General features: G+C 65.7%; 24 protein-coding genes and 1 pseudogene. 14 read left to right on the top strand and 11 right to left on the bottom strand.

Features of this window, described 5'->3' with window-relative positions; all coding sequences use genetic code 11:
• Nucleotides 1-27 precede the first annotated feature (27 nt).
• Nucleotides 28-1098, bottom strand: coding sequence for a VOC family protein (locus tag BTE28158_RS09000; RefSeq protein ID WP_151047915.1), 1071 nt, complete (start codon nt 1096-1098; stop codon nt 28-30).
• 12 nt (nt 1099-1110) lie between these two features.
• Nucleotides 1111-1581: a hypothetical protein gene (locus tag BTE28158_RS08995; protein WP_174919813.1), complete on the bottom strand. Its 471-nt coding sequence runs from the start codon at nt 1579-1581 to the stop codon at nt 1111-1113.
• 76 nt (nt 1582-1657) lie between these two features.
• Here BTE28158_RS08995 and BTE28158_RS08990 point away from each other — a divergent pair, with 76 nt between their 5' ends.
• Nucleotides 1658-2407, top strand: coding sequence for a TetR/AcrR family transcriptional regulator (locus BTE28158_RS08990; protein ID WP_124624026.1), 750 nt, complete (start codon nt 1658-1660; stop codon nt 2405-2407).
• Between the two features lie 481 nt (nt 2408-2888).
• On the opposite strand, the gene pstS is transcribed toward BTE28158_RS08990, so the two are convergent.
• From pstS to BTE28158_RS08975, 3 genes are all read right to left on the bottom strand, one after another.
• A complete protein-coding gene (gene pstS / locus BTE28158_RS08985) occupies nt 2889-3914 on the bottom strand; it encodes a phosphate ABC transporter substrate-binding protein PstS (RefSeq protein ID WP_151047917.1) in 1026 nt (341 codons plus the stop codon).
• A gap of 52 nt (nt 3915-3966) precedes the next feature.
• Nucleotides 3967-4233, bottom strand: a complete 267-nt coding sequence (locus tag BTE28158_RS08980; RefSeq protein WP_151047918.1) for a hypothetical protein — start codon at nt 4231-4233, stop codon at nt 3967-3969.
• A gap of 90 nt (nt 4234-4323) precedes the next feature.
• Nucleotides 4324-4539: a hypothetical protein gene (locus tag BTE28158_RS08975; RefSeq protein ID WP_151047919.1), complete on the bottom strand. Its 216-nt coding sequence runs from the start codon at nt 4537-4539 to the stop codon at nt 4324-4326.
• A 201-nt stretch (nt 4540-4740) separates the two neighbouring features.
• Between BTE28158_RS08975 and BTE28158_RS08970 the strand changes: the two genes are divergently transcribed.
• Nucleotides 4741-5064, top strand: coding sequence for a hypothetical protein (locus tag BTE28158_RS08970; protein WP_151047920.1), 324 nt, complete (start codon nt 4741-4743; stop codon nt 5062-5064).
• A gap of 278 nt (nt 5065-5342) precedes the next feature.
• Here the strand turns inward: BTE28158_RS08970 and BTE28158_RS08965 are convergent, their stop codons facing one another.
• Genes BTE28158_RS08965 through BTE28158_RS08955 form a run of 3 tightly spaced genes read right to left on the bottom strand, consistent with a single transcriptional unit; the run spans nt 5343 to nt 11094 of the window.
• The gene (locus BTE28158_RS08965) at nt 5343-6809 is read right to left on the bottom strand and encodes an efflux transporter outer membrane subunit (RefSeq protein WP_151047921.1); all 1467 of its coding nucleotides are present in this window, start codon (nt 6807-6809) and stop codon (nt 5343-5345) included.
• Nucleotides 6809-9976, bottom strand: a complete 3168-nt coding sequence (locus tag BTE28158_RS08960; protein ID WP_151047922.1) for an efflux RND transporter permease subunit — start codon at nt 9974-9976, stop codon at nt 6809-6811. The genes BTE28158_RS08965 and BTE28158_RS08960 overlap by 1 nt, the downstream gene beginning before the upstream one ends.
• Entirely contained in the window at nt 9973-11094 is a 1122-nt protein-coding gene (locus tag BTE28158_RS08955; RefSeq protein WP_151047923.1) for an efflux RND transporter periplasmic adaptor subunit, read from the bottom strand. Before BTE28158_RS08955 ends, BTE28158_RS08960 begins: the two co-directional genes overlap by 4 nt.
• 517 nt (nt 11095-11611) lie before the next feature.
• Here BTE28158_RS08955 and BTE28158_RS08950 point away from each other — a divergent pair.
• The 3 genes from BTE28158_RS08950 (at nt 11612) to BTE28158_RS08940 (ending at nt 13957) form a co-directional block, all read left to right on the top strand.
• Entirely contained in the window at nt 11612-12232 is a 621-nt protein-coding gene (locus BTE28158_RS08950) for a TetR/AcrR family transcriptional regulator (RefSeq protein WP_174919829.1), read from the top strand.
• Nucleotides 12233-12339: 107 nt separating this feature from the next.
• Nucleotides 12340-12795, top strand: coding sequence for a hemerythrin domain-containing protein (locus BTE28158_RS08945; protein ID WP_151047942.1), 456 nt, complete (start codon nt 12340-12342; stop codon nt 12793-12795).
• Between the two features lie 37 nt (nt 12796-12832).
• Entirely contained in the window at nt 12833-13957 is a 1125-nt protein-coding gene (locus BTE28158_RS08940; RefSeq protein ID WP_151047924.1) for a zinc-binding metallopeptidase family protein, read from the top strand.
• A 74-nt stretch (nt 13958-14031) separates the two neighbouring features.
• On the opposite strand, the gene BTE28158_RS08935 is transcribed toward BTE28158_RS08940, so the two are convergent.
• Genes BTE28158_RS08935 through BTE28158_RS08925 form a run of 3 tightly spaced genes read right to left on the bottom strand, consistent with a single transcriptional unit; the run spans nt 14032 to nt 15015 of the window.
• The gene (locus BTE28158_RS08935; protein WP_239007209.1) at nt 14032-14307 is read right to left on the bottom strand and encodes a hypothetical protein; all 276 of its coding nucleotides are present in this window, start codon (nt 14305-14307) and stop codon (nt 14032-14034) included.
• Nucleotides 14308-14342: 35 nt separating this feature from the next.
• A complete protein-coding gene (locus BTE28158_RS08930; RefSeq protein WP_151047926.1) occupies nt 14343-14714 on the bottom strand; it encodes a phage holin family protein in 372 nt (123 codons plus the stop codon).
• Between the two features lie 52 nt (nt 14715-14766).
• Complete coding sequence (locus BTE28158_RS08925) at nt 14767-15015, bottom strand: CsbD family protein (protein ID WP_151047927.1); 249 nt, start codon at nt 15013-15015, stop codon at nt 14767-14769.
• Nucleotides 15016-15246: 231 nt separating this feature from the next.
• On the opposite strand from BTE28158_RS08925, the pseudogene BTE28158_RS08920 reads away from it, so the two are divergent.
• From BTE28158_RS08920 to BTE28158_RS08880, 9 genes and pseudogenes are all read left to right on the top strand, one after another.
• Nucleotides 15247-15815 (top strand): annotated as a pseudogene (locus BTE28158_RS08920) (transposase); the annotation flags it as partial.
• 409 nt (nt 15816-16224) lie between these two features.
• Nucleotides 16225-17235 carry a DNA-binding protein gene (locus BTE28158_RS08915; protein WP_151047928.1) on the top strand — a complete coding sequence of 337 codons (1011 nt, stop codon included), beginning with the start codon at nt 16225-16227 and terminating at the stop codon, nt 17233-17235.
• Nucleotides 17236-17358: 123 nt separating this feature from the next.
• Complete coding sequence (locus BTE28158_RS08910) at nt 17359-17979, top strand: TetR/AcrR family transcriptional regulator (RefSeq protein WP_124900820.1); 621 nt, start codon at nt 17359-17361, stop codon at nt 17977-17979.
• A 201-nt stretch (nt 17980-18180) separates the two neighbouring features.
• Nucleotides 18181-19239: an NADPH-dependent curcumin/dihydrocurcumin reductase gene (gene curA / locus BTE28158_RS08905; protein WP_151047929.1), complete on the top strand. Its 1059-nt coding sequence runs from the start codon at nt 18181-18183 to the stop codon at nt 19237-19239.
• 93 nt (nt 19240-19332) lie between these two features.
• Nucleotides 19333-19632: a putative quinol monooxygenase gene (locus tag BTE28158_RS08900; RefSeq protein ID WP_044843118.1), complete on the top strand. Its 300-nt coding sequence runs from the start codon at nt 19333-19335 to the stop codon at nt 19630-19632.
• Between the two features lie 141 nt (nt 19633-19773).
• Nucleotides 19774-20229 (top strand): (2Fe-2S)-binding protein, encoded by a 456-nt coding sequence (locus BTE28158_RS08895; RefSeq protein ID WP_059525474.1) that lies wholly within the window; start codon nt 19774-19776, stop codon nt 20227-20229.
• A gap of 1 nt (nt 20230) precedes the next feature.
• Complete coding sequence (locus BTE28158_RS08890; RefSeq protein WP_151047930.1) at nt 20231-22465, top strand: xanthine dehydrogenase family protein molybdopterin-binding subunit; 2235 nt, start codon at nt 20231-20233, stop codon at nt 22463-22465.
• 15 nt (nt 22466-22480) lie between these two features.
• On the top strand, nt 22481-23800 hold the full coding sequence (locus BTE28158_RS08885; protein WP_151047931.1) for a c-type cytochrome: 1320 nt from the start codon (nt 22481-22483) through the stop codon (nt 23798-23800).
• Nucleotides 23801-23962: 162 nt separating this feature from the next.
• Nucleotides 23963-25408, top strand: coding sequence for an NAD-dependent succinate-semialdehyde dehydrogenase (locus BTE28158_RS08880; protein WP_151047932.1), 1446 nt, complete (start codon nt 23963-23965; stop codon nt 25406-25408).
• Nucleotides 25409-25475: the final 67 nt, after the last annotated feature.

The raw sequence follows: 25475 nt of genomic DNA, 5'->3' as shown, positions 1-25475 counted from the left end.
CTCGTGAGTCGAACAGGCGGATGGGGATCAGGCGAACAACTTCGCCAGGGTCAGCAGCTTGCGGATCGTCAGATCGGGACTGCGGCGCAGGTTGCGAAGCAGCGCCGCAAGGCTCGAGGGCGTGAACCGGGGTTTCGTGAAGCTGCGCGGCATCGTCGGGCCCCACTGCGCCATCGCTTCGCGGCTGACTGCGTGCGTGCCCGTCGGCTCGTCGGCCGTGAACAGGTCGCCGTCGCAATAGTGTTCGTGCTTGTCGCCCCATGGATCCTGCCAGTAGTCGAAGATCTGGCTGCCCAGGATGTGCCGGCCGATGCCCCACGCGTGCGTCCACCCTCTGTCGCGGAGCATGCGCTGGCCCATGCCGACGGCGTCGGCGTCGACCAGTTCGTATGCGCTGTGGCTATACGTCGGCACGAACCCTTGAGCGAGCGCGAGCGTATGGTGGTCGGCCGGCCTCTCGCCAAGATCGAGCCGCATGAATGCAACCGCGGGTGAGCCGTCCGGCAGCACCTGGACGTCGCTCGGGACGAATCCGAAATGTCGCGTGTACCACGCGCAGGTTTCCTGGAAGTCGGCCAGCTCGAGTACGACGTGCCCAAGACGAATGATCTCGGGCGCGTGTGCGGGTGGCCGCTGCGTCTCGTTGATCCGCACGGGCGCGTCGACCGAGTTGAATGGAAGCGGAGCACGATGCGGCAGCGTGTCGGCCCGTGTCTGGCCCGCGATCGCGTCGACCCGAAAACCCGACGGATCGGCGAGCCGCACCCGATGGCCGCCGCCAGGCCAATCCGATGCCTCGATCTCCGACGCGCCAGGGAGTTTGGCGAGCGCCTCCAGATCGGCGCGACTGTCGACCCGCAATCCGAAGCCGACGAAGCGAGCCTTCGGCGCGCGGCGAACGACATAACAGAAGTGTGCGGTGCCGGTTCCGCGCAGCAGTAATTGCGTGTCATCCCGCAGCACCGTTCGGAGACCGAAGTCATTGAGAAAGTGCTCTGCCTCGTCGAGATCGGGGCGATCGAAGATCAAATAGGCGAGCGCCGATGCCTTCGTTGTGGGGTGAGGGTGGCGAGCCGGTTGTGTGGTGGTCAGTTTCATGGCGGATGACAATCAGGCAGATCGAGTGACGCTCGCGAGGGCACACGCCGTCGCACCGAGGGGCTTGCCGCGCAACGGCAGGCATGCGATCGAATCGGGGCGCGACGTGACTGGCCGGCCCGTAAATATTGCGAAGTCGATCGTCGATTTCGCATGGAGGCGGCGCTTCACGGCGCAGGTGCCGGGAGTCCGCAGCGCTTCGTTGCCGAATGCGATCGCGCGTGGGGCGACGCGTATCTCGGCAGCCTCGTCGACGATCAAGACGTCGACTTCGTGACAGACCCGCCGATTGGCCATCGGGGCGCCGACTGCCTCGAATCCGGCAATCAGTGTGCCGAGCGCCAACGGCAGCGCACGCTCCGTCGACGAGCGCGAGTTGTTGTTGATGGACGCGCGGGCGCCCGTGTGCAGTTGTGTCTCCACCGTATCTCCATTCGTCGTTCGATCGGTTCTCGAGGGTTTGTCAGTCACCTTTGATGACATTAAAGTCATAGATGATAAGTTTGTCAATATAGACATTTGAATCTATACTTGGGCACGAACAAGCATCGGAAACCTCATGACGAATACACCGAGTCGCCGGACACCAAAGCGCTCCGCTCCGGAAGCATCCAGTCCAGCGGTCGCCGAAGAGCGTGAGCCACGTGGCGCGCGCCGCAAGCGGGAGACCCGTGCACGCCTGCTGGACGCCGCGCTCAGACTGATGGCGGAGAAGGGCATGGAAGGCGTCGCCATCAACGAAATCACCGAGGCCGCCGACGTCGGCTTTGGCTCGTTCTACAACCACTTCGAATCGAAGGAGGCGATCTACGCCACGCTGGTGGAATCGGTGTTTGAGGAGTTCGCGGATTCGCTCGATCGCTTGGCCAGCGGCTTGTCCGACCCGGCGGAAATCATCTCCGTCTCGGTACGGCATACGCTGATGCGTGCCCGGCGCGAGCCGGTATGGGGACACTTCCTGATACGCGAGGGCTTTTCGGCGCGCGTCCTGACGCTCGGCCTGGGTCAACGCCTACTGCGGGACATCGAGCGCGGTATCGCCGAGAAACGCTTCGTGGTTGCCGACCCGTTCATCGGCTTCCTTTCAGTTGGTGGTACGGTGCTGACCGCAATTGCCGCCGAACTCAACTTCGTCGCTCCGGGCGCGCCGGCGGCCGGTGTTCTCAAGGAACTCGGCTTCAACGGAGAGCATTTCCCGGAACGCACGGCGGCGACGCTCCTGCATATGCTGGGGCTCAAGCGTGCGGATGCCGAGAAGATCGCAAGCCGGCCGCTGCCGGTCGTGGAAGCGGCCGAAACGGCACAGTGACCGACGGGGCGACGCAGGCGCCGGCGAGGCCATCCCGAGCGCTGGTGCGGTAGCTGTCAGCCGACTGCTGTGCCGAGCCTGGCGTCTGTGGTCCAGTCGGTGCACGCCGACCGCGTTCGACCAGGTGCGTCACCGGAATTGAAAGCGCACGGCGGCGAATCTCGTCGCCGACAGGTGAGGCACAGCGATCGTCATAGAGGCTGGTGCCCCGTGTCGGACTTGCGTGCATGACCAGTCGGCTGCCGGGCACGGGAGCCGGCACAAGGATGATGAGCGTGTTGATCATTCGGCGTCGCATTTGACGCCGGAGATGCTGCCCCCGCTGTCATTGGCCGGGAGCGTGGAGAACCCCGTGGACGGGGAAGTGCACGCGGGGAGTGCGGCCAGCTTGACGCACGCAATTCCGGATCGTCGAGGTGGCCGAACAACTGGTTCGCATGCGCCATGCGTGCCATTGAGATTGTTGTCGATCCCACCGCACTCAATCGGCCAGCGCTTTCCCGGTGGCGTCCTTGATTTTCGCTTTCCATTGCTTGCGGATTTCGGCGACGACCGGATCCGGAAGCGAAATGTAGTCGAGATCCGTGGCGGCCTGGTTGCCATTGCGGAATGCCCAGTCGAAGAACTTCAGCGTTTCCTTGCCCTGTTCCGGCTTGTCCTGCTTCGTGTACAGCAGCACGAACGTCGCGCCGACGACGGGCCATGCGTCCTTGCCCGGCTCGTCCGTCAGGATCTGGTAGAACGACTTCGACCAGTTCGCGCCGGCAGCAGCAGCCTTGAAGGTTTCCGTTTTCGGCTCGACCACCGCACCCGTCGAGTTCTTCAGCGCGGTGTAGGTCATGTTGTTCTTCTTCGCGTACGCCCACTCGACGTAGCCGATCGCGCCCGGCAGGCGCTGCACGAAGGCCGCGACGCCGTCGTTGCCCTTGCCGCCCGTGCCCGTCGGCCAGTTGACCGTCGTGCCTTCGCCGATCTTCGACTTCCACTCGTCGTTGACCTTCGACAGGTAGTTCGTCCAGATGAAGCTCGTGCCCGAACCGTCAGCGCGGCGAACGACTGCGATATCCGTATCCGGCAGCTTGACCTTCGGGTTCAGCGCGGCGATCGCCGGGTCGTTCCACTTCTTGATCTTGCCGAGGTAGATGTCGCCGAGCACCGGGCCCGACAGCGTCAGCTCGCCTGACTTCACGCCCGGCACGTTGACGACCGGCACCACGCCGCCAACCACCGTCGGGAACTGGAACGGGCCTGCCTTCGCGAGCTCTTCATCCTTCAGCGGCGCGTCCGAACCGGCAAAATCGACCGTCTTCGCGTTGATCTGCTTGAGGCCGCCCGACGAACCGATGCCTTGATAGTTGACCCTGCCGCCGCCTGCCTTCCTGTACGCATCAGCCCATTTCGTGTAAATCGGTGCTGCAAACGTGCTCCCGGCACCGGTGATATCGGCGGCTTGACCGGCGGTGGCGACAATAGCGAAGGTGCAGAAAATCAGGATCCGGATGTTCATTTACAACCTCCTGTCTGCGGTCGGCATGCCGGCCCCACACGCTGGTTACGATCTAGAAGTCTGATTTGTCGAGCTGGATGTGCCGGCCGTCGCTCGGCAATGCATGTTGATTGACCGCGATCGTGATCCTGTCGCGATTGCTTTCAAAAGCCGTGAGCAACTGCTCCGGTGTCGCTGTGTTTGCGCCGAGCTTTTCTCGAATGATGTTGGCCGGGAGCTTAACCGCAACGTACCCCCAACCGGTGCCATAGGCAGAGAACGACAGGCTCAGATCGTCGCAGACGATTGGGTATGTCAGACAAGTGGTGTGGTCCGTCATGGCGCGCGGTGAGAGGTCTCGCATGGGAGGGTGATAGGAGTATTGCATCTGGATGTGAAAACTCAAGGAGCGTGCAACTGCCGGAAACGCTTAGTTCCCGCCACTTGCCACTATGGAGGCCAGCGCGCGATCGCCGTCGCGTTGCGCAGTGTCTTCAGCGGAAAAGATGTGCTCGCTGAATGCGATCAGTTTGAAGCCGCTTCCCGTGCAGCGAGGAATCGTGATGCCCCAATGCCAGCCCCCATCTTGTTCGAATACATGGAGGACCGGGGGCGACTGACTCAGTGATGGTGAAGAAGTCGTCATGGCGTGCTCTCCCGTCATGGGGCGACGCTGGGGAACTACATCGAAGGTGCGAACCCAGTCTACGAGCATTCCTGTTGCGCTGCAATATTCGGCTTGCCGTGAAAATTCCGATGCGCCAAACGTCACAATTTTGAAATACCAATGTGCGCAGTGAGCGCTTCTGGCATATTGATGTGACGATTGCGAATCTTCGGAGGCTTTATGGACAGCGGTTCGCTTGTATGGGCAGGGGTGCCGCACAACAGCGATGGTGTGGTCTTTCAGGTTCGAGTGGGGCGCGGACTTCAACGTTTTCATGTCGCACGCACGGTTCTTGAAAAGGCACTCGATCTTGAGCGATTGGCGTCCGATGCGCGCCAACTTGAATGCTTTTATGAGCAACTGAGCTCGATCCTGAGCGTCGCTCGGAAGGCGCGCTCGAAGGCCAAGGCGGATACTGTTTCGCTGAACATTGCCGATTTCTTGCGAACGAGCAATGCGCGCACCGGGCAGGATTCCGCGGCGGCGATGCGCCGAGCGCCATAGAGAGGTTGATGGCGTCAAGCCTTGGAGTCCCCCTCGTTGGACACTATCCGATGACTGCGTTCACTCGGAATTTGCGATGGTGCTGCGTTCCAACGGCGGATTCCCGGACGCACTGCGCGACGGCACGGGTCGTGCGGCCCGACCGCTCGGCGCCGACGTCGACCGACACGCCGGCAACGACGTCTTCGACCAATGCGGCGCCGGTTTCGCATCGGGCTTCGAGAGTGCGGACCGGTGCGGCCGGAAGGCGCCGGCCGGTCCGTCGACGCAAGCAGCGGCTATTGCCGGGCCGCGACGGTCGTGCCGGTGTCGGGTGGCAGTTCGCCCATTGCCTGCAGCAGCGCCGCCGTATCGGTCATCCGGCGGCTCGCGGCACGCACCGCATCGAGCTCCGCGTTCAGATAGACCTGCTCGCTCGACCGTTGCGCGGACATCGGAACGGCACCCAACGTGCGGCGTTGCGCCGTTTCGTGGAACGCCTCGCCTGCCGCGCGCGCCGCGAGTTCGTTCGCGGCCTGCGCTTGCGCGTCGTTGTCCAGCGCGGCGAGCGAATCTGCGACGTCACCGAACGCGGACAACACCGCCGCCTTGTACTGCAGCACTGCGGCGTCGTACGCATCGCGCGACGCCCGCCGGTGCGCAAGCAATGCACCGCCGTGGAAGATCGGCTGCGACAGCCCGGCGCCGACGGCCCACAGCCCGCCCGCGCCCGACAACAGCGCCGGCCAGCTGAAGCCGCCGCGCCCCATCGTCGCGGTGAGCGACAGGCTGGGGAACAACTGCGCGGTCGCCTCGCCGACGTCCGCTGATGCCGCCTTCACGGCCGCCGCGGCCGCGCGGATGTCCGGGCGTGCTTTCAGCAGGTCGGACGGCACGACCACGGGGACGTGTTCCGGCAGCGACAGGCCCGTGAATGACGGGACCGGCGGCGGCGCGTCGGGCGTGCGGCCCAGCAGGATCGCCAGCGCGTGAACTGCGCTCGCGCGTTGCTGGCGCAGCAGCGGCAGCGTCGCGGCAAGCGACGCCGCGCCCTGCGTCGACGCCAGCGCCTGCACATGGGATACCGCACCGAGCGCGTAACGCTGCTGGTCCTCGGCTGCGGACGCCTCGGCGACGGCGATCAGGCGCTCCGTCAGCAGGATCTGGCGGTCGAGCGTCGCGGCGCGGATGGCGGTGCCCACGATGTTGGCCGCCAGCGCACGCCTTGCCGCTTCGAACTCGCAACCGCGCACGTCGACGCGCGCGGCGCTTGCCTCGTTCGCGTAGCGCGTGGCGCCGAACAGGTCGAAGGTGTAATGCGCCTGCAGTTGTCCGACAAACACGTTGTAGCGCAGGCTTTGCGCGCCTGCGCCGGAGATGTCCGGTGTGCGCGTGCGGGCGACCTGCGCATTCGCGTCGATCGACGGCAGCGTCGACGCGCCGATTTGCGCGCGCAGTTCCTCGTGCGCGGCGGCGAGCGTCTTTTCCGTCGCGGCCAGCGTCGGATTCGCGCGCAGGCCTTCATCGACCAGCGCGTCGAGCACGCTGGAGCGGTACAGGCTCCACCATTGCGGGACAGGCGCGGCGCCGACGTCGAATTGCTGCGCGACGCCCGCCGCCTCGGCGGTGCGCGGCGCCTGGGGCGTCGCGCCGTAGTGCGCCGGCGACGGCATCGCGGGCGGCGCACTGCTCGGGGCCATCGCACAGCCGCCCAGGCCAAGCACCGCGCTGGCGGCCAGCAAAGATGTGATACGAGAGAGTTTCATCAGCATGTCTCCGAGGACGCGACGTCCATTGCGCGCGACTCGCGTTCGTCGGCGCGCACCTTGAAGCAGGTCGCATAGAGCGCCGGCAGGAAGAAGATGGTCAACACCGTCGCGATCGTGATGCCGCCCATCAGCGCGGTGGCCATCGGGCCGAAAAAGCCGGAACGCAACAGTGGAATCAGCGCCAACACGGCGGCCGCGGCGGTCAGCATGATCGGCCGGAAGCGGCGCACGGTTGCACCTACGATTGCGGTGAAGCGTGGCTGCCCGGCCGCGATGTCCTGGTCGATCTGATCGACCAGGATCACGGAATTGCGCATGATGATCCCGAACATCGCGATCACGCCGAGCAGCGCGACGAAGCCGAACGGCTTGCCGAACAGCAGCAGCGCGGCGACGACGCCGATCAGGCCGAGCGGCGCCGTCAGCACGACGATGAAGGTGCGCGAGAAGCGTTTGAGCTGGATCATCAGCAACGTCAGCACCGCGATGATCATGAGCGGCATCTCCGCGTTGATCGACGTCTGGCCCTTCATGCTTTCCTCGGCCGCGCCACCGATATCGATCCGGTAACCGGCCGGCAAAGTGGCGCGTAGCGTCGACAGGGCGGCGTCGAGGTCGCGTGTCACGCCGATGCTCGGCGCTTCGCCGCGCACGTCAGCTTGCACGGTGACCGTCGGCTGGCGGTCGCGTTCCCAGATCACGCCATATTCGAGCGTGTCGCGCACATGGCCGATCGAGCCGAGCGGCACCGGACCGTGCGGCGTCGGGATCGCCAGGCCCGCGAGCCTGGACGGATCGACGCGTTCGCTCTTTGGCGCGCGCAGATCGACGTCGATCAGCTTGTCGCGTTCGCGATACTGCGTGACGGTATAGCCTGACAGCGTCATCGCGAGGAAGCTGGACACGTCTTCCGACGTCACGCCAAGCTGACGTGCCTTCAGTTGATCGATCTCGAACGACACCGATCGCTCGGCCGGCTCGTCCCAGTCGAATTGCACGTTGCGCGTGCGGTTGTCGGCGCGCACCTTGTCCGCGACCTTTTCCGCGATGCCGCGTACGGTCGCGATGTCGTCGCCGCTGACGCGGAACCTGATCGGAAAGCCGACGGGCGGGCCGTTTTCGAGGCGGGCGACGCGCGTGCGCTCGGTCGGGAAGCCGTTTGCCAGCGTCGACTCGAGCCAATGCGACAAGCGGTCGCGCGATTCGATGTCCTTGGCCGTGATCACGAATTGCGCGAAGTTCGGCTGCTGAAGCTGTTGATCGAGCGGCAGATAGAAGCGCGGCGCACCGGTGCCGACGAAGTCCACGACGTGATCGATTTCAGGCCGACCGTTCAGCGCCTTCTCGAGCCGCTTTGCCTCACGCAGTGTCGCGTCGAACGAAGCGCCTTCCGGCAAGCGCATGTCGACGAGCAGTTCGGGCCGCTCCGAATTCGGGAAAAACTGCTGCGGAACGCGCGTGAAGGCGACCATCGCGATCGCGAACAGCACGGCCGTCACGCCGAGCACGACCCAGCGGCGGTCGATGCAAGCGGAGATCCAGCCGGACAGCCGGCGGTAGAACCCCGTGTCGTACACCTCGTCGCCATGCGCGTGACCGTCGCGATGCGTGTGCTCCGGCAGCATGTGATAGCCGAGCAGCGGCACCAGCACGACGGCCGCGAACCACGACACGATCAGCGAGATCGCCGATACCTCGAAGATCGAGCGCGTGTATTCGCCGGTGCTCGATTTCGCGAGCGCGATCGGCAGGAAGCCCGACACGGTGACGAGCGTGCCCGTCAGCATCGGGAACGCCGTGCTCGTGTACGCGAATGCGGCCGCGCTCGCGCGGCTCCATCCCTGCTCGAGTTTCACCGCCATCATCTCGACGGCGATGATCGCATCGTCCACCAGCAGCCCGAGCGCGAGCACCAGCGTGCCGAGCGACACCTTGTCGAGGCCGATGCCGAACGCGTGCATGCACAGTGCCGTCACGGCGAGCACGATCGGAATCGTGATGACGACGACCATGCCGGTGCGCAGGCCGAGCGACACGAGGCTGACGACGAGCACGATCGCGACGGCTTCTGCGACCGCTTCGACGAAGTCGTCCACCGAGTGCTTCACGGCATGCGGCATGCTGGACACCGCGGCCAGCTTCAGACCGGCCGGCAAACCGCGCTGCAGCTCGGCTGCCTTCGCGTCGAGCGCCTTGCCGAGATCGATCACGTCACCGCCTTTTTGCATCGTGACGCCGATGCCGAGCACTGCGTGACCGTTCGTACGCATCTGCGTGACCGGCGGATCGTCGTAGCCGCGCGTGACCTTCGCGACGTCGCCGAGCCGGAACGTCCGGCCGTTCACGTCGATCAGCAGGTCGGCGAGCGCCTGCGTGTCCTTGAACGCGCCGCTCGGGCGCACGAACACGCGATCGTCCCCCGTCGTGATCGTGCCGACCGGCGCGACCGCGTTTTGCGCATCGATCGCCCGCGCGAGCTGCTGCGGCGTGATCGCGAGCCGCGTCAGCTGCGCGTTCGAGATCTCGACGAATACGTGCTGCGCGGGATCGCCGAAGTAGTCGACCTTCGCGACACCCGGCACACGCAACAGCACGGTGCGCAGCTTGTCCGCGTAATCGTGCAGTTGCGCCGGCGAGTAGCCGTCGCCTTCGAGCGCATAGATATTGGTATAGACGTCACCGAATTCGTCGTTGAAGAACGGGCCGACGACGCCCTTGGGCAGCGTCGCGCGGATGTCGCCGACTTTCTTGCGAACCTGGTACCAGGTTTCCGGCACCTGATCGACCGGCGCCGAATCCTTCATCGCGAAGAAGATCATCGACTCGCCGGGCCGCGAATAGCTCTTGATGTTGTCGACGTACGGTGCGGCCTGGAGCTGGCGGCCGATCCGGTCGGTGACCTGTTCCTGCACCTCGCGCGCCGTGGCGCCCGGCCAGTAGGTCTGGATCACCATGGTGCGGAACGTGAACGGCGGATCTTCCGATTGAGCGAGTCGTGTATAGCCGATCACGCCGAAGATCGTGGCGAGGCCGATCAGGAAGATCACCAGTTGCTGATGCTTCAGCGCCCATGCGGAGAGGTTGAAACGGCCGCCGTCGTGCGATGCCGCGCCGGTTCGTGCGAGCGTGCCGTCGGTCGACGGCTGGTGTTCCGGAGCATTCATGATGCGAAGTCCTCCGCATGCAGCGGCGGCACGACGCGCACGCGCTGGCCGGCGCTGACCGTGTGAACGCCTTGCATCACGACACGTTCGTCGTCCGCGAGACCCGACGTGACGGTGATCGTGCGTTCTTCGTAGCGCCCGACCGACACCGGGCGCAGCTCCAGCGTGTCGCTGCCCTTGCGGACGACCCATACGGCCGGCGCGTCGCCGTGATGAAAGAGCGCGGTGGCCGGGAGCGTGACCGCGTGGTCCGCGGCAGTGTCGGCGGCACCGTCGAACGTGATGCTTGCGGTCATCCCGGAGCGCACGTCCGGCCCCGGCGCGAGCAGCGTCAGCTTCACGCGCCAGGTGCGGCTCTGCGGATCGGCGGCCGCCGCGACTTCGCGCACGCGTGCGTCGAGTACCTTGCCCGGCAGGGCCGTCAGGCTGACGTGTGCGGTGCGGCCGACCGCGAGATCGCGCAGTTCGCGCTCCGCGACGTCGCAGACGATGTCGAGGTCGCCGCTCCAGTCCAGATGAAACACCGCCTGGCCGGGCTGCACGTTCTGCCCGGTATCGGCATCTTCCGACGTGATGACGCCGTCGTGATCCGCGACCAGCGTCGCGTAGCGCAGCTGATCGCTCGCGAGCGCCATCTGCGCGAGTGCGGAATCGCGTTGCGCGACCGCCGATGCATACGCGTCCTGCGTCGTCTCGAGCTGCGCGGGTGCGATCAGGTTGGCCTGAGCCTGGGCGCGGTCGCGATCCAGCTGCTGCTTCGCATAGGCAACGCGATGCTCGGCGGCATCGAGCTGGGCGCGCGCGTTCAGCAGTGTGTTGTGCAGGTCCGCCGGATCGAGCATCGCGAGGGTCTGGCCGGCCTTGACGGTGTCGCCGATCCGCACGCGGCGCTCGACGATCTTGCCGCCGACCCGAAACGACAGCGGCGTCGAATAGCGCGCCTGAACCTGCGCGGGCAGCACGCGCTGCACTGCGCCGTTGTCCGCATGAACGGGCAGCGCGACCACCGGCTGCAGTTCGGGCGCGGGGGCCTCGTGCGAGTGGCACGCCGTGAGGAGAATCGCACAGCAGGCGAACGCAATCGGGGCTCGCCGAAGCGGCGGCGCGATGCGTGTCATAAACGGGCGCGTTGAAGTCAGCGCGTCAAGACCGGGTGATTTCACGATGTTTCCAAGACAAGTGAGGGCCAACTGAAAAGAGGTCGGCGACCACGGCGGGTCGCCCTGGTTTATGCAGGCGCACGTGAGCGTTTCCGCGGCGGTACGCCTGACGATCAATCAGTACTCCAATGTTCCGGGTGCAGACCATTCCATTTGCCGACCTGGCGCGGCTCCCGCCTGGCGATAGCCGCGCATGCGCCGACGCGGCCGTCCGCACGTCGCCGACGCTCGCTAGCGTGGGGTGGACGGTGTCTGGACAGGGACCGGCTCTGCGATGTCCGAGATTAGACTCATAACTGATAATGTTGTCAAGTATGAGAGAAAAATCTAGAATTGCCCCATGCAGAAAAATCTTTCGAAAAAGGGAGGCGCGCTCATGGGCGACGCACCGGTCCGGCCCCGCCGGTCGAACGCATCAGCGGGCGAGGCGGAGCAGCGTCAGCCGCGCGGCGCCCGGCGCAAGCAGGCGACGCGGATGCGCCTGCTGCAGGCGGCGTTCAGCCTGATGGCGGAAAAGGGCAGGGACAACGTGGCGATCAGCGAGATCACCGAGGCGGCGGATGTGGGGTTCGGCTCGTTTTACTACCACTTCGAATCGAAGGACGGCATCTTCGCCGCGCTGACGGAGTGGGTGTTCGACGATTTCGCGGACGGGCTCGAGCGTCTGGCGAGCGGATTGTCGGATCCGGCGGAGGTCGTTTCCGTCTGCGTGCGCCACACACTGATGCGCGCGCGCCGCGAGCGGCTCTGGGCACGGTTCCTGATGCGGGAGGGACTTTCCGAGCGCGCGCTCGGCCACGGGCTGGGCCAACGCTTGCGGCGGGACAGCGAGCGAGGAATCTCGGCGCGCCGCTTTGTCGTCGGCGATCCGTTCATGAGCGTGCTCGCGACGACGGGGACGATCCTGGCGGTGATTGCTGCGGAGTCCTACGCGGCGGCGGGCGCGGCACGAAAGCCGATGGAGGACGAGGGCAAGTTCCCCGAGCGAGCTGCGGCGATGGTATTGCAGATGCTCGGCCTGACGTGCGCCGAGGCACTTGACGTGGCGAACCGACCGTTGCCGCCCGGCGACTTCGCCCGTCAGGTTCGTCGGTAGCGTAGATATGCACTAGTGCATTTGCAACTTTCGCGCGGCACGAAGGTTTGTGACCATGTCGAATCCACGGCGCAATGCGCCATATGCCGACCACCCGGGAGCCACGCATGTCCGAAACGATCTTCGATGCATTGCGCGAAAGTCACGAGATCCAGCGCGGATTGATGCGCCGGTTGTTGCGGTCGAGGCCAGGCCCGGATCGGGGCACCCTGTTCGAACAGCTGCGCATCGAGCTTGGCGCGCACGAGGCCGCCGAGGAGCGCTTTCTGTACGCTCCGATGCTGATGGACGATCGCGGGCTTCATCCGTCGCGCGATGCGCTTGCCGATCATCACCGGATGGACGAGATCGTCGACGACCTGCGCGGCCGCGACCCCGGCTCACGCGGCTGGCTGGCGACTGCCAGGAAACTGTCTGGAGAACTGCACGATCATCTGAAAGAAGAGGAGAAGATCTTCTTTCAGATATCCGGAAAGATCCTGCGTGATACGGCCAAGTCGACGCTCGCGAAGCGATACCGGAACGACTATCGGCGCATGCACGCGCGGCTGGCGGACGAATAGCGGCCGACGACGTCATCCTCTACCCGGACGGCACATCATGAAAACCTTCCACTGCGGCCAATGTTCGCAACTGGTGTTCTTCGAGAACGTGAAGTGCGAGCGCTGCGATGCATTGCTCGGTTATCTGCCGGACGTCGGCGAAGTCGGCGCGTTCGAGCCTGCGGGCGACGGAACATGGCGTAGCCTGCACGCGGCCGCGCCCGGGAAACGCTATCGGCAATGCGCGAACTACGCGATGGAGCGCGTTTGCAACTGGATGATTCCGGCAGAAAGCGACGACGCGCTGTGCCGCGCATGCGTGCTTACCGAGACGATCCCAAACCTGTCGTCTCCCGACAACCGGCTGCTGTGGTTCCGGCTCGAGGCTGCGAAGCGACGGATGCTATATACGCTCCTCGTGCTGGGCTTGCCGGTGGAATCGCGCGCGCAGCAACCGGCACGCGGGATGAGCTTCGCATTCAAGGCGTCGACGGACACCGAGCCTGTCATGACCGGCCATGCAAACGGCCTCATCACGGTGAACCTTGACGAAGCAGACGACGCGAAGCGGGAGCGGATCCGCGCGGACATGCGCGAGCCCTATCGCACCTTGCTCGGCCACTTCCGGCACGAAATCGGCCACTACTACTTCGACCGCCTCGTGAGCGGCAGCCGCTGGATCGAATCGTTTCGCACCTGTTTCGGCGACGAGCGCGCCGATTACCGGGCGGCGCTCGACGCACACTATGCCAACGGGGAACCCGCAGGCTGGGAGAAGGCGTACGTCAGCGAGTACGCGACGATGCACCCGTGGGAAGATTGGGCCGAGACGTGGGCGCACTACCTGCATATCGTCGATACGCTCGATACCGCAACCGCGTGCGGGCTCGTGCTTGCCCCCGACGACGCGAGCCTGCCGACGCTGGCCGACCAGACGTCCGTCGACGAAGCGAGCTTCAGCAGCCTGATGCGGCGCTGGTTCCCGTTGACTTACGCGCTGAACAGCCTGAACCGCAGCATGGGGACGCCGGACGCCTATCCGTTCGTGCTGGCGCCTGCCGTCGTCGCGAAACTGCGCTTCGTGCACGATGTCGTGGCCGCCTCGGGCGACGCGACGGCGGCCCAGCCGTCGCTCGTCGCGTATGCGGCGGGGAGCGGGGCGGAGCCGGACAGCGTGCGGTAGACGTCCGGGCAGGCCTCCGATGGAAGCGGCCGCTCCGGCACTCGCCTGGCCGCTTCGCCCGGGTGTGCGCCGGTCTACTTCTGCATGATCTCCCGCGTCATTTGCCCGATCAACGCGACCAGCCCGGCGCGAACGGCCGTCGTTACGAGCCGTCGCGGCCCCAGGATCACGAAACCGGCCAGCGCCACCGCGACGGCTGCGCCGGTCGACCCGCCGAGGGTCGGCAGCCTCATCACCGGATATTCCGCGATGTCGCCGGAACGTGCTCGCCGGGCTATTTCGACGACGTGATTCGACGCGGACAATTCGGCCCGGGTCGCCGCCATGCGAGCCAGCAGAACACGCCGCATCGATTCCGGCGAATCGTCGGGGATTCGTCTTTTCATCACAGGCTCTCTTTGATGGTCTGGATGTCGCGCCGCAATTCCTCCGTCAGGACGGAAAACGTGCCGCGCTCGTCACGCATGCGCACCGCCGCGAAGGAACCGACGGACACGCACACCCAGAATCCGGCGACGACCCATGACGTCTCGATCAGGTACGGCGTTCGCGCTGCACTGACGATCGCCGCTACGCACACGAAAGCCAGCCCGAACGTTACGCTCAGGCCGAGCAATGCATACAGCATCAGATCGCGCAAGAAGTACTTCCTGGCGAGATCGAATTCGATTGCCGCGAGACCCGCGTAATCGGTCAGACGCGCGACCGAGAATTGCGCGACATCCTGCCATTTCCTGATTCTCGAAAGCAAAACCATGACATGCTCCGATGATGACTTCAACGCATGCCGTCGGGCTCGCGACAGCCGATCAGCGCTTCGACCACATTGCGCCGATGATGAAACTCACCGCCGCGACGGTCGCCAGCGCCGCAATCGGATTGCTTGCGGCAACGTCGCGCACCTGCTCGAGCGCCTCGCCATAGGATTGCTGAACTGCGCCGGCCACCTGACGCGCCTTTCCCTCGAACTGCATGTCGGCACTGCCCGTGGCGTCGCCCACCGCTTCCTGCGCCTTGCCCGCCAGCTTCTGCACGGTGCCTTCCGTCTTTTCGAACATGATCGACCTCGTCGTTCAATTTGGTTGCCTAACCATCGGGACAACGATGGAACACATCCGTGAAGCCATTCGATATCCCGGCACTCATTGTAGAGAGGCTGTTTCACGCGCGTCATGTTCAAATGCACTGGGACGGTTAGTGCATTTGAGCTGATCCGCTTCAGGAATCCTGGACCGATCAGCGAGTGAGCTTTGCGGTCAACTTCACCCTGAACCAGGAGGTGGTTTGTCATGAAACGGCAACGCTGTTCGATCGAACAGATCGTGGCGGTGCTGAAGCAAGCCGAGCTGGGCATGCCGGTGGCCGACGTGATCCGGCAGGTCGGTATTTCGGAACAGACGTTCTATCGGTGGAAGAAGCAATACGCCGGCATGCAGTCGGATCAGGTACGCGAACTCAAGCAACTGCAGGAAGAGAACGCGCGGCTGAAGAAGCTGGTCGCCGAACTGAGCCTGGACGAGGCCATCCTGCAGAACGTGGCATCAGAAAATGTATGGTCCGCCCCGCGCTGAGGAGAGACGTGGTGGATTACGTAGTGAGCCACTCCGGATTGACGATGAGGCGGGCCTGTCGGCTCGTGAAGCAACCACGCAGCGTTCAGTAATGCAGAAGCGTCAAGGATCCGCGTCCGGAACTGCGCTCACGTATGCGCGAGATCGCCTATACGCGTGTGCGTTACGGGTATCGCCGTGTCCGTGTACTGCTGCGCCGGGAAGGCTGGCAGTTGGGCCGGAACCAGGTGTACCGGTTGTATTGCGAAGAGCAGTTGCAGCTGCGCTCGAAGTTGCCGAAGCGACGAAATCAAGGCTCAAGGTCCACGTGACTGCGACCATTCAAGTTCATCCGCACCGGCGGTCATGCTGACCATGTCAAAACCGTCAACCACCTAAGTCAAGCCGAAATTCCGAGTCGTCCGCTTTGATCGCCACGCAAAGTGCCTCTAAACGGTGAACTCTGCGTTTGGAGCGGAATTGCGTGGAATATCAGACACAAATTGCGTGAGCGCATTGAGGCTTAGCCGTTCTTCGGCCACGGCAGGGGGAGGCGGCAACGGTTACAAATTCGTGCAAAGAGGCGGCGATGCCAAACGCGAGACCGGCGACCACTGATCTCATCATTATAGAAATAATGTCAAATCAATCGCGGCCGGTGATTGGATATCTAACGGTTTACGTTATATTATTCGAAAAATTATCGACGCAACCGCCATGTCCGACCTCGCTGCCGACGAATCCCGCCTGATCGCCGAAATCGACCGCCTGAAGGTCGATTTCCCGAAAACCCGCGAGCTGTATCGCGAGGTCTGCGCATTGATGTTCTTCCGCTTCGGCATCACGCCCACCGCGAACCGCCTGTACCAGCTCGTGCGCAAGGGCAGCATGAGCACGCCGACAGCGGTTCTCGGCGAGTTCTGGGCCGAGTTGAGGGAGAAGAGTCGTGTGCGCATCGAGCACCCCGACTTGCCGGCCGACCTGCAGGCTGCGGCCGGCGAGCTCGTCGCCGCGTTGTGGAGTCGCTCGACTACCGATGCCGCCGCAGCGCTCGATGCACTGCGCGCCGAAGTCGAAGCCGAACGAGCGGCGGCGAAGGCGGAGGTCGCTGCATTGCAAACCGACCTGTCCCGTACCGAAACCGCGCTGGAGCACCGCACGAGCGCGTTGCTGGCGGCCCAGGTGCGCATCCAGGAGCTCGAGCAGGCAAGGGCGGCCGACGAAGCGTCGCACCGCGCGCTGCAGGCGGAAGTCGAACGGCTGAAGTCCGACAATGCAGACGCCGATCGTGCGCTGGCGCAAGCGCGCGCCGATTTCACGTCGCAGCTCGACCGGCTGCGCGACGACGCGGGCCGGGCGGAGGAACGCTTGCGAGCATCGGAGAAACGGGCGCTTCAGGAGATCGACCGCGAACGGCTCGCGGCCGCGCGCGTTCAAAAGGAACTCGATGCGGCCGCGACGCGCGCCGAACAGCGCGATACGCAGCACCGCAAGGATCTCGCGGCGCTGCAGGCGCAATTGGCCGACACGCAGCACCGCTGCGGGGTGCTTGAAGGTCAGCTCGACGGCGCCCGCGCGGCCAATGCCGCGTATGTCGGTGAACTCGATGCATTGCGTGCGGAACGCGCATCACGCGCCCCCGTGCGCAGGGCGCCCGGTCGGCCGGCGGGCGGCAGTCTGCGTGCGGCGAAACCGGTCGCCAGGAAGCGCGCTCCCAAACCCGCGTGACATGGGCGCCACGGTACGGCGATAACGCATCCGCGACGCGGTGCGATTCGGGTAAAGTGCCGCTCAACTCGCCGGCTCGACGTTGCTAGACGACCGGTCTAATCGTTGTTAAGATACGCCATCATGAATGCATCTTCAGGCGCGGAAGTCCGCCAGCACATTCTGAATATCGCGAAGCCGATCATGCTCCACAAGGGGTTCTCGGCGGTCGGTCTGAACGAGATTCTCGCCGCGGCGGGCATCCCGAAGGGCTCGTTCTACCATTACTTCGGCTCGAAGGAGGCGTTCGGCGAGGCGCTGCTCGAATCGTATTTCGAAGGCTATCTCGAGCATCTCGACAACCTGCTCGGCCAACAGGCCGGCACGGGTGCGCAACGCCTGATGACGTACTGGGGCAACTGGCTGCACACGCAGTGCGCGGACGATCCGGAAGGCAAGTGCCTCGCGGTGAAGCTCGGCGCGGAAGTGTCCGATCTGTCGGAGGCAATGCGCGCGGTGCTGCGGCGCGGCACCGGCCAGATCATCGAGCGGCTCGCGGGCGGGATCGAGGCCGGGCTGGCCGACGGTTCGCTGAGCGGCGTCGACGATCCGGCGCATACGGCCGCGATCCTTTACGAGCTGTGGCTGGGTGCGACGCTGCTGGAGAAGATTCACCGGAACCGCAAACCGCTCGAACGCGCGATGCTCGAAACACGGCGGATGCTGAACCTGCCGTCCTTCGAGCCGGACGGAGCGCAGTCGTAACGTGGGCGCGCGCAGGCGCGCCTTGTTTTTTGGATGAGTACTAGACGACTGGTCTACTTAAACTGAAATCCCGTTGCTTTACCCGCGAGGCTGCGGCTCAGCCGGCCGACTGGCTGGCACGACCCGCAGCCTCGCATCAAGGTTGTCCAAGTTGATCCGATCGTGCCCGGTGCACGTCCCTTCCTGTTGACGGAGGTTCCCATGCCGCAAAGCAAGGCAGCAAACCGCAGAATCATCCTGAACGCGCGCCCGGTCGGCGCGCCCACCCCGAACGACTTCCGTACCGAGACCCTCGACGTGCCGGTGCCCGGCGCCGGTCAGGTGCTGTTGCGCACGGTCTGGCTGTCGCTCGACCCGTACATGCGCGGCCGGATGAGCGACGCGCCGTCGTATGCACCGCCGGTCCAGCTAGGCGACGTAATGGTCGGCGGCACGGTCAGCCGTGTCGTGGCATCGAACCTGCCCGCGTATCGCGAAGGCGACCTGGTCGTCGCGGGCGGCGGCTGGCAGGACTATTCGCTGTCCGACGGCAGCGACCTCATTGCGCTCGGCCGCGACTTCCCGCATCCGTCGCATGCGCTCGGCGTGCTCGGCATGCCGGGGTTCACCGCGTACACCGGGCTGCTGAAGATCGGCGAGCCGAAGGCGGGCGAAACCGTGGTCGTGGCCGCCGCGAGCGGGGCCGTCGGCGCGGTGGTCGGCCAGATCGCGAAGCTGAAGGGCTGCCGCGTGGTCGGCGTCGCGGGCGGCGCAAACAAGGTCGCGTACGTGAAGGACACGCTCAGCTTCGACGAGTGCGTCGATCACCGCGATCCGCAATTCGCAGAGAAACTGAAGGCCGCCTGCCCGAACGGCATCGACGTCTATTTCGAGAACGTCGGCGGTGCCGTGTTCGACGCGGTGTGGCCGCTGCTCAACGATCATGCGCGCGTGCCGGTGTGCGGAATCATCGCGCATTACAACGACGCGGCGTACGACGACACCGCGGTATCGGGCGGCCGCGACCGCGTGCCGGCGCTGATGGGCACGATCCTGCGCAAGCGCATCCGCATGCAGGGGTTCATCATTCTGGATCACTATGCGACCGGCTATGCGCCGTTCCTGAAGGAGATGAGCGAGTGGGTCGCGCAGGGCAAGGTGAAGACGCTCGAAGATGTGGTCCCCGACCTCGCCGAAGCACCGCAAGCACTGATCGGCTTGCTCGCCGGCAAGAATTTCGGCAAGGTCGTCGTGCGCGTGGGTCCGGACGAACTGGCCTGACACCGGCGCAAGACGACACACAACGATTGCACGCTGGCGTCGCGAGACGCCAGCTTGTGGCATGCTCGATTCCGTTTCGAAAGGAGTGACAAGATGGCGCTTCACGTGATTGCTTCCCTGTTCCTGAAACCCGAACATGCGCAGGCCGCCGAGGCCGAATTGCGCAGCATGGTCGCCAAGACGCGCGTCGAACCGGGCAACCGGCGCTACGACCTGTTCCGCGAGCAGGACGGTTCGCCGAACCTGCACCTGTACGAGATCTACGACGACCAGGCCGCGTTCGACGCGCATCTCGCCAGCCCGCATTTCACCGAATTCCGCGTGAAGTCGGCCGACTGGTTCGCGGCGCCGCCCGTCATCAAGGTGCTGTCGGGCATCGACGTGGCCGAGTGACGGCACGGCACCGTCGTCGCGGCTCGCTCGAGCCCGGGCCGCGCGGCAACCGTCACGCATGACGCGACGGCAATGACAACGACAACGCGGCGCAGCGGATCGTTCGCGCCGCTTCCCCAACACACCGGCCCCGGAGTCTGAATGGTCACCCTCAACATCAACGGCGAGAACCGCACGGTCGACGCCCCCGACGACATGCCCCTGCTGTGGGTCCTGCGTGACGTCGTGGGCCTGACCGGCACGAAATTCGGCTGCGGGATCGCGCAATGCGGCGCGTGCACCGTCCATCTCGACGGCGTTGCCGCGCGCTCGTGCGTGCTGCCCGTCGCGGCCGTCGCGGGCCGCAGGATCACGACGATCGAAGCCGTCGGCGCGACGCCGGCCGGGCAGAAGGTTCAGGAAGCGTGGCGCGAGCTCGACGTCGTCCAGTGCGGCTACTGCCAGTCCGGGCAGGTGATGGCGGCCACGGCGCTGATCGCATCGAACCCGAACCCGAGCGACGCCGACATCGACGCGGCAATGGCCGGCAACATCTGCCGCTGCGGCACGTACAACCGGATTCGCGCGGCCGTCAAGCAAGCCGCGAAGGGAGCGTGACATGTCGCGAGGACTGATCGAAGCAGGCAAGGTCGCCGGGCAAGCGGCCGGCGCCGGCATGTCGCGCCGTTCGTTTCTGAAGGCTGGCATGTCGCTCGGCGCGGCGGCGGGCGGCGGCTTGCTGCTCGGTTTCAGCATGCCGGCGGCGGGCGATGACGCACGGCGCTCGGTGATCGGCGGCGATGCGGACGAAAGTGCGCGCGCCGGCGTATTCGCACCGAACGCGTTCGTGCAGATCGACCGCAGCGGCAAGGTCACGCTGGTGATGCCGAAGGTCGAGATGGGGCAAGGCGTCTACACGGCGCTGCCGATGCTGATCGCCGAGGAACTGGAGGTGCCGCTGTCGAACGTCACGCTCGACCATGCGCCGCCCAACGAGAAGCTGTTCCTCGATCCGCTGCTCGGCGGCCAGTTGACGGGCGGCTCGACGTCGGTGCGCTACGCGTGGGAACCGCTGCGCCGCGCGGGTGCGACCGCGCGCACGCTGCTGGTTTCCGCGGCGGCGAAGCAATGGAGCGTCGATCCGGCCACCTGCCGGGCGGAAAACGGCGAAGTGCGGCACATCCCGAGCGGCCGGCGCGCATCGTACGGCCAGCTCGCGGACGCCGCGTCGAAGCTGCCGGTGCCGAAGGACGTCGCGCTGAAGCAGCCGGCCGATTTCAAGCTGATCGGCAAGCCGGTGAAGCGGCTCGATTCGCCGGAGAAGGTCGACGGCACCGCGCAGTTCGGGCTCGACGTGCGTCTGCCCGGCATGCTGTACGCGGTGATCGTGAACAGCCCGGTGTTCGGCGGCACGGTCGCGAGCGTCGACGATACGGCCGCGAAGAAGATTCCGGGCGTGCGTCAGGTCGTGCGCGCGGACAACGCGGTCGCGGTGGTCGGCGATCACACGTGGGCCGCGAAGCGCGGCGCGTCGGCGCTCGTCGTGAAGTGGAACGAAGGCGCGGGCGCGAAGGTGTCGACCAAGGACATCGTCGCCGATCTCGCGCAGGCCGCCGCGAACGGGAAGGGCGCGGTCGCGCGCAAGGACGGCGACGTCGGCAAGGCGTTCGCTGGCGCGAAGACCCGCATCGACGCCGTCTATGAACAGCCGCTCCTTGCGCACGCAACGATGGAGCCGGTGAACTGCACGGTGCACGTGCGCGGCGACGGCTGCGAGATCTGGGTCGGCACGCAGGTGCCGACGCGCGCGGTCGACACCGTGCAGCGGCTCACGAGCTTTCCGCCGGAGAAGATCGTCGTGCACAACCACCTGCTCGGCGGCGGTTTCGGCCGGCGGCTCGAAACGGACATGATCGGCCAGGCCGTGAAGATCGCCAAGCAGGTCAACGCGCCGGTGAAGGTCGTCTGGACCCGCGAGGAAGACATCCAGCACGACATGTATCGGCCGTACTACTACGACCGGATTTCGGCCGGCCTCGACGCGAACGGCAAGCCGGTCGCGTGGCAGCACCGGATCGTCGGTTCGTCGATCCTCGCGCGCTTCGCACCGCCGGCGTTCAAGGACGGCGTCGATCCCGACGCGGTCGAAGTCGCGACCGACCTGCCGTACGACCTGCCGAACCAGTTGATCGATTACGTGCGGCAGGAGCCGCGTCACGTGCCGACCGCATTCTGGCGCGGCGTCGGCCCGACGCGCAGCACCTTCGTCGTCGAGAGCTTTATCGACGAACTGGCCGCGCAGACCAAGACCGATCCCGTGCAATATCGCCGCGCGCTGCTCGGCAAGACGCCGCGCGCGCTGAACGTGCTCGACGTCGCGACGAAGGCGGCGGGATGGGGCGCGCCGCTGCCGAAGGGGCAAGGGCGCGGCGTATCGGTGATGCACGCGTTCGGCAGCTTCTTCTCGATCGTCATCGATGTCGCGGTGGAGGGCGGCGAAGTGCAGGTCAAGCGTGCCGTGTGCGCGGTCGACTGCGGGATGGCCGTGAATCCGGGCACGATCGAGGCGCAGGTGCAGGGCGGCATCATCTTCGGGATCACGGGCGCGCTGTATGGCGAGATCACGATCGAGGATGGCCGCGTCGTGCAGAGCAACTTCACCGACTACCGGATGATGCGCATCAACGAGACGCCGCCGATCGAGGTGCATCTCGTGAAGAGCGCCGAGGCGCCGGGCGGAATCGGCGAACCGGGCACCGCTGCGACCGCGGCGGCACTGTCCAACGCGATCTTCGCGGCGACCGGCACGCGGCTGCGCAAGCTCCCGGTCGGCAACCAGCTGAAGACGGCCTGAGGGGAGAGAACGAACATGCGAAACCTCACCCCGAACAGTCTGAATCGCGCCGCTCGCACGCTTGGCGCATCGTTGATCGCGCTGTCCGCGCTGATGGCCGGCACGGCGGCGCATGCCGCGCAAACGGCGCCCGCCGACAGCGCGCTGCTCGCACGCGGCGCGTATCTCGCGAAGGCCGGCGATTGCGTGGCGTGCCACACCGCGCCGCGCGGCGCGCCGTTCGCCGGCGGCCTGAAGATGATCACGCCGATGGGCGCGATCTACACGACCAACATCACGCCCGACCCGGACACGGGCATCGGCGGCTATACGGAGGCCGAGTTCGCGGGCGCGCTGCGCTCGGGTGTCGCGAAGGATGGCCATCACCTGTATCCGGCGATGCCGTATCCGTCGTACGCAAAGCTGCGCGACGACGACGTGAAGGCGCTTTACGCGTACTTCATGCATGGCGTCGAGCCGGTGAAGCAGGCGAACCGTGCGTCCGACATTCCGTGGCCGCTCAACATGCGCTGGCCGCTGGCGCTGTGGAACGCGGTGTTCCTCGACACGACGCCATATACCGACAAGCCGGCGAAGGATGCGATGTGGAACCGCGGCGCGTACCTCGTGCAGGGGCTCGGGCATTGCGGGTCGTGCCATACGCCGCGCGGCGTCGGCTTCCAGGAGAAGGCGCTGGACGAAAGCGGCTCGGCGTTCCTGTCGGGCGCGCCGATCGACAACTGGTTCGCGTCGAACCTGACCGGCGAGCACAATACCGGGCTCGGCCGATGGAGCGATGCGGATGTCGTGCAATTCCTGAAGACCGGCGCGAACCAGCATGCGACCGCGTTCGGCTCGATGGTCAGCGTGATCAACCACAGCACGCAGGAACTGAACGACGACGATCTCGCGGCGATGTCCCGCTATTTGAAATCGCTGCCGGCGGCGGGTGGCACGGGCGCGCCGCCTTACCGTTATGATCCGAAGCCGACGCAGGTCGCGTTGGGCCGGCCGGCGAACGATCCGGGTGCAAAGGTGTATAACGCTTACTGCCTGAATTGCCATGGCGCGGACGGTCGCGGCTACGCGCCGCTGCTCGCACCGCTCGCGGGCAACCCGAACGTGCTCGAGACCGATGCATCGTCGCTGATCAACGTGACGTTGAACGGCAGCGAGTCGCTCGTGATCGGTGGCGTGCCGTCCGCGTATCCGATGCCGGCGTTCGCGAATCAGCTGAACGACCAGCAGATCGCCGACGTGCTGACGTTCATGCGCGCCGGCTGGAACAATGGCGCGCCGGCCGTGCAGGCGGTGGACGTCGCGAAACTCCGCAAGGCGACGGCGGCTGCGCGCTGAGCGCGGCCGTGCGTGGCGGATGACGACGGGCATGCGCGCCGCGTGCGCGTCGTCGAACGTTGCCGGGTGCAGGGCGCCCGGCAACGCAGTGCTTTCTGTCAACCGGCGCGCGGCCGTTCGCGGCAGCGCGCGTTTTATCGAACGCAAAACTGGGGTGTCTGGATGGCTAACGTGACTTATACGGATACACAACTGCTGATCGACGGCGAGTGGGTCGACGCCGCGAGCGGCAAGACGATCGATGTCGTGAACCCGGCGACGGGCAAGACGATCGGCAAGGTGGCCCACGCGGGCATCGCCGATCTCGACCGCGCGCTGGCCGCGGCGCAGCGCGGTTTCGAAGCATGGCGCAAGGTGCCCGCGCACGAGCGCGCGGCGACGATGCGCAAGGCGGCCGCGCTGGTGCGCGAGCGCGCCGACACGATCGCGCAGCTGATGACGCAGGAGCAGGGCAAGCCGCTGACGGAAGCGCGTGTCGAAGTGCTGTCGGCAGCCGACATCATCGAATGGTTCGCGGATGAAGGCCGCCGCGTGTACGGCCGGATCGTCCCGCCGCGCAATCTCGGCGCGCAGCAGACCGTCGTGAAGGAGCCGGTCGGTCCGGTCGCGGCGTTCACGCCGTGGAATTTCCCGGTCAACCAGGTCGTGCGCAAGCTGAGCGCCGCGCTCGCGACCGGCTGCTCGTTCCTCGTGAAGGCGCCGGAAGAAACGCCGGCGTCGCCGGCCGCGCTGCTGCGCGCGTTCGTCGACGCGGGCGTGCCGGCCGGTGTGATCGGTCTCGTGTACGGCGATCCCGCCGAAATCTCGTCTTACCTGATTCCGCACCCGGTGATCCGCAAGGTGACGTTCACGGGCTCGACGCCGGTCGGCAAGCAGCTCGCGTCGCTCGCGGGCCAGCACATGAAGCGCGCGACGATGGAACTGGGCGGCCACGCGCCGGTGATCGTCGCCGAGGACGCGGATGTCGCGCTGGCGGTGAAGGCCGCCGGTGGCGCGAAGTTCCGCAACGCCGGCCAGGTGTGCATTTCGCCGACGCGTTTCCTCGTGCACAACAGCATTCGCGACGAATTCACGCGCGCGCTGGTCCAGCATGCGAAGGGGCTGAAGGTCGGCAACGGCCTCGAGGAAGGCACGACGCTCGGCGCGCTGGCGAATCCGCGCCGGCTGACCGCGATGGCGTCGGTCGTCGAGAACGCGCGCAAGGTCGGCGCGAGCATCGAGACCGGCGGCGAACGGATCGGCTCGGAAGGCAACTTCTTCGCGCCGACCGTGATCGCGAACGTGCCGCTCGAAGCGGACGTGTTCAACAACGAGCCGTTCGGCCCGGTCGCGGCGATCCGCGGTTTCGACAAGCTCGAGGACGCGATCGCCGAAGCGAACCGTCTGCCGTTCGGGCTGGCCGGCTATGCGTTCACGCGTTCGTTCGCGAACGTGCACCTGCTGACGCAGCGCCTGGAAGTCGGGATGCTGTGGATCAACCAGCCCGCGACGCCGTGGCCGGAAATGCCGTTCGGCGGCGTGAAGGATTCGGGCTACGGGTCGGAAGGCGGGCCGGAAGCGCTGGAACCGTACCTCGTCACGAAGTCGGTGACGGTGATGGCGGTCTGACGACCATTCGAGCGCGAGCGTGCCGCCGTTTGCGCGGCGCGCACGCGCCATATCGTTGCCGAAGGCC

Source organism: Burkholderia diffusa (assembly GCF_902499115.1).
Lineage (GTDB): Bacteria > Pseudomonadota > Gammaproteobacteria > Burkholderiales > Burkholderiaceae > Burkholderia > Burkholderia diffusa.
The sequence above is the reverse complement of the archived record's forward strand: the minus strand, read 5'-3'. Positions and strand labels throughout refer to the sequence as shown.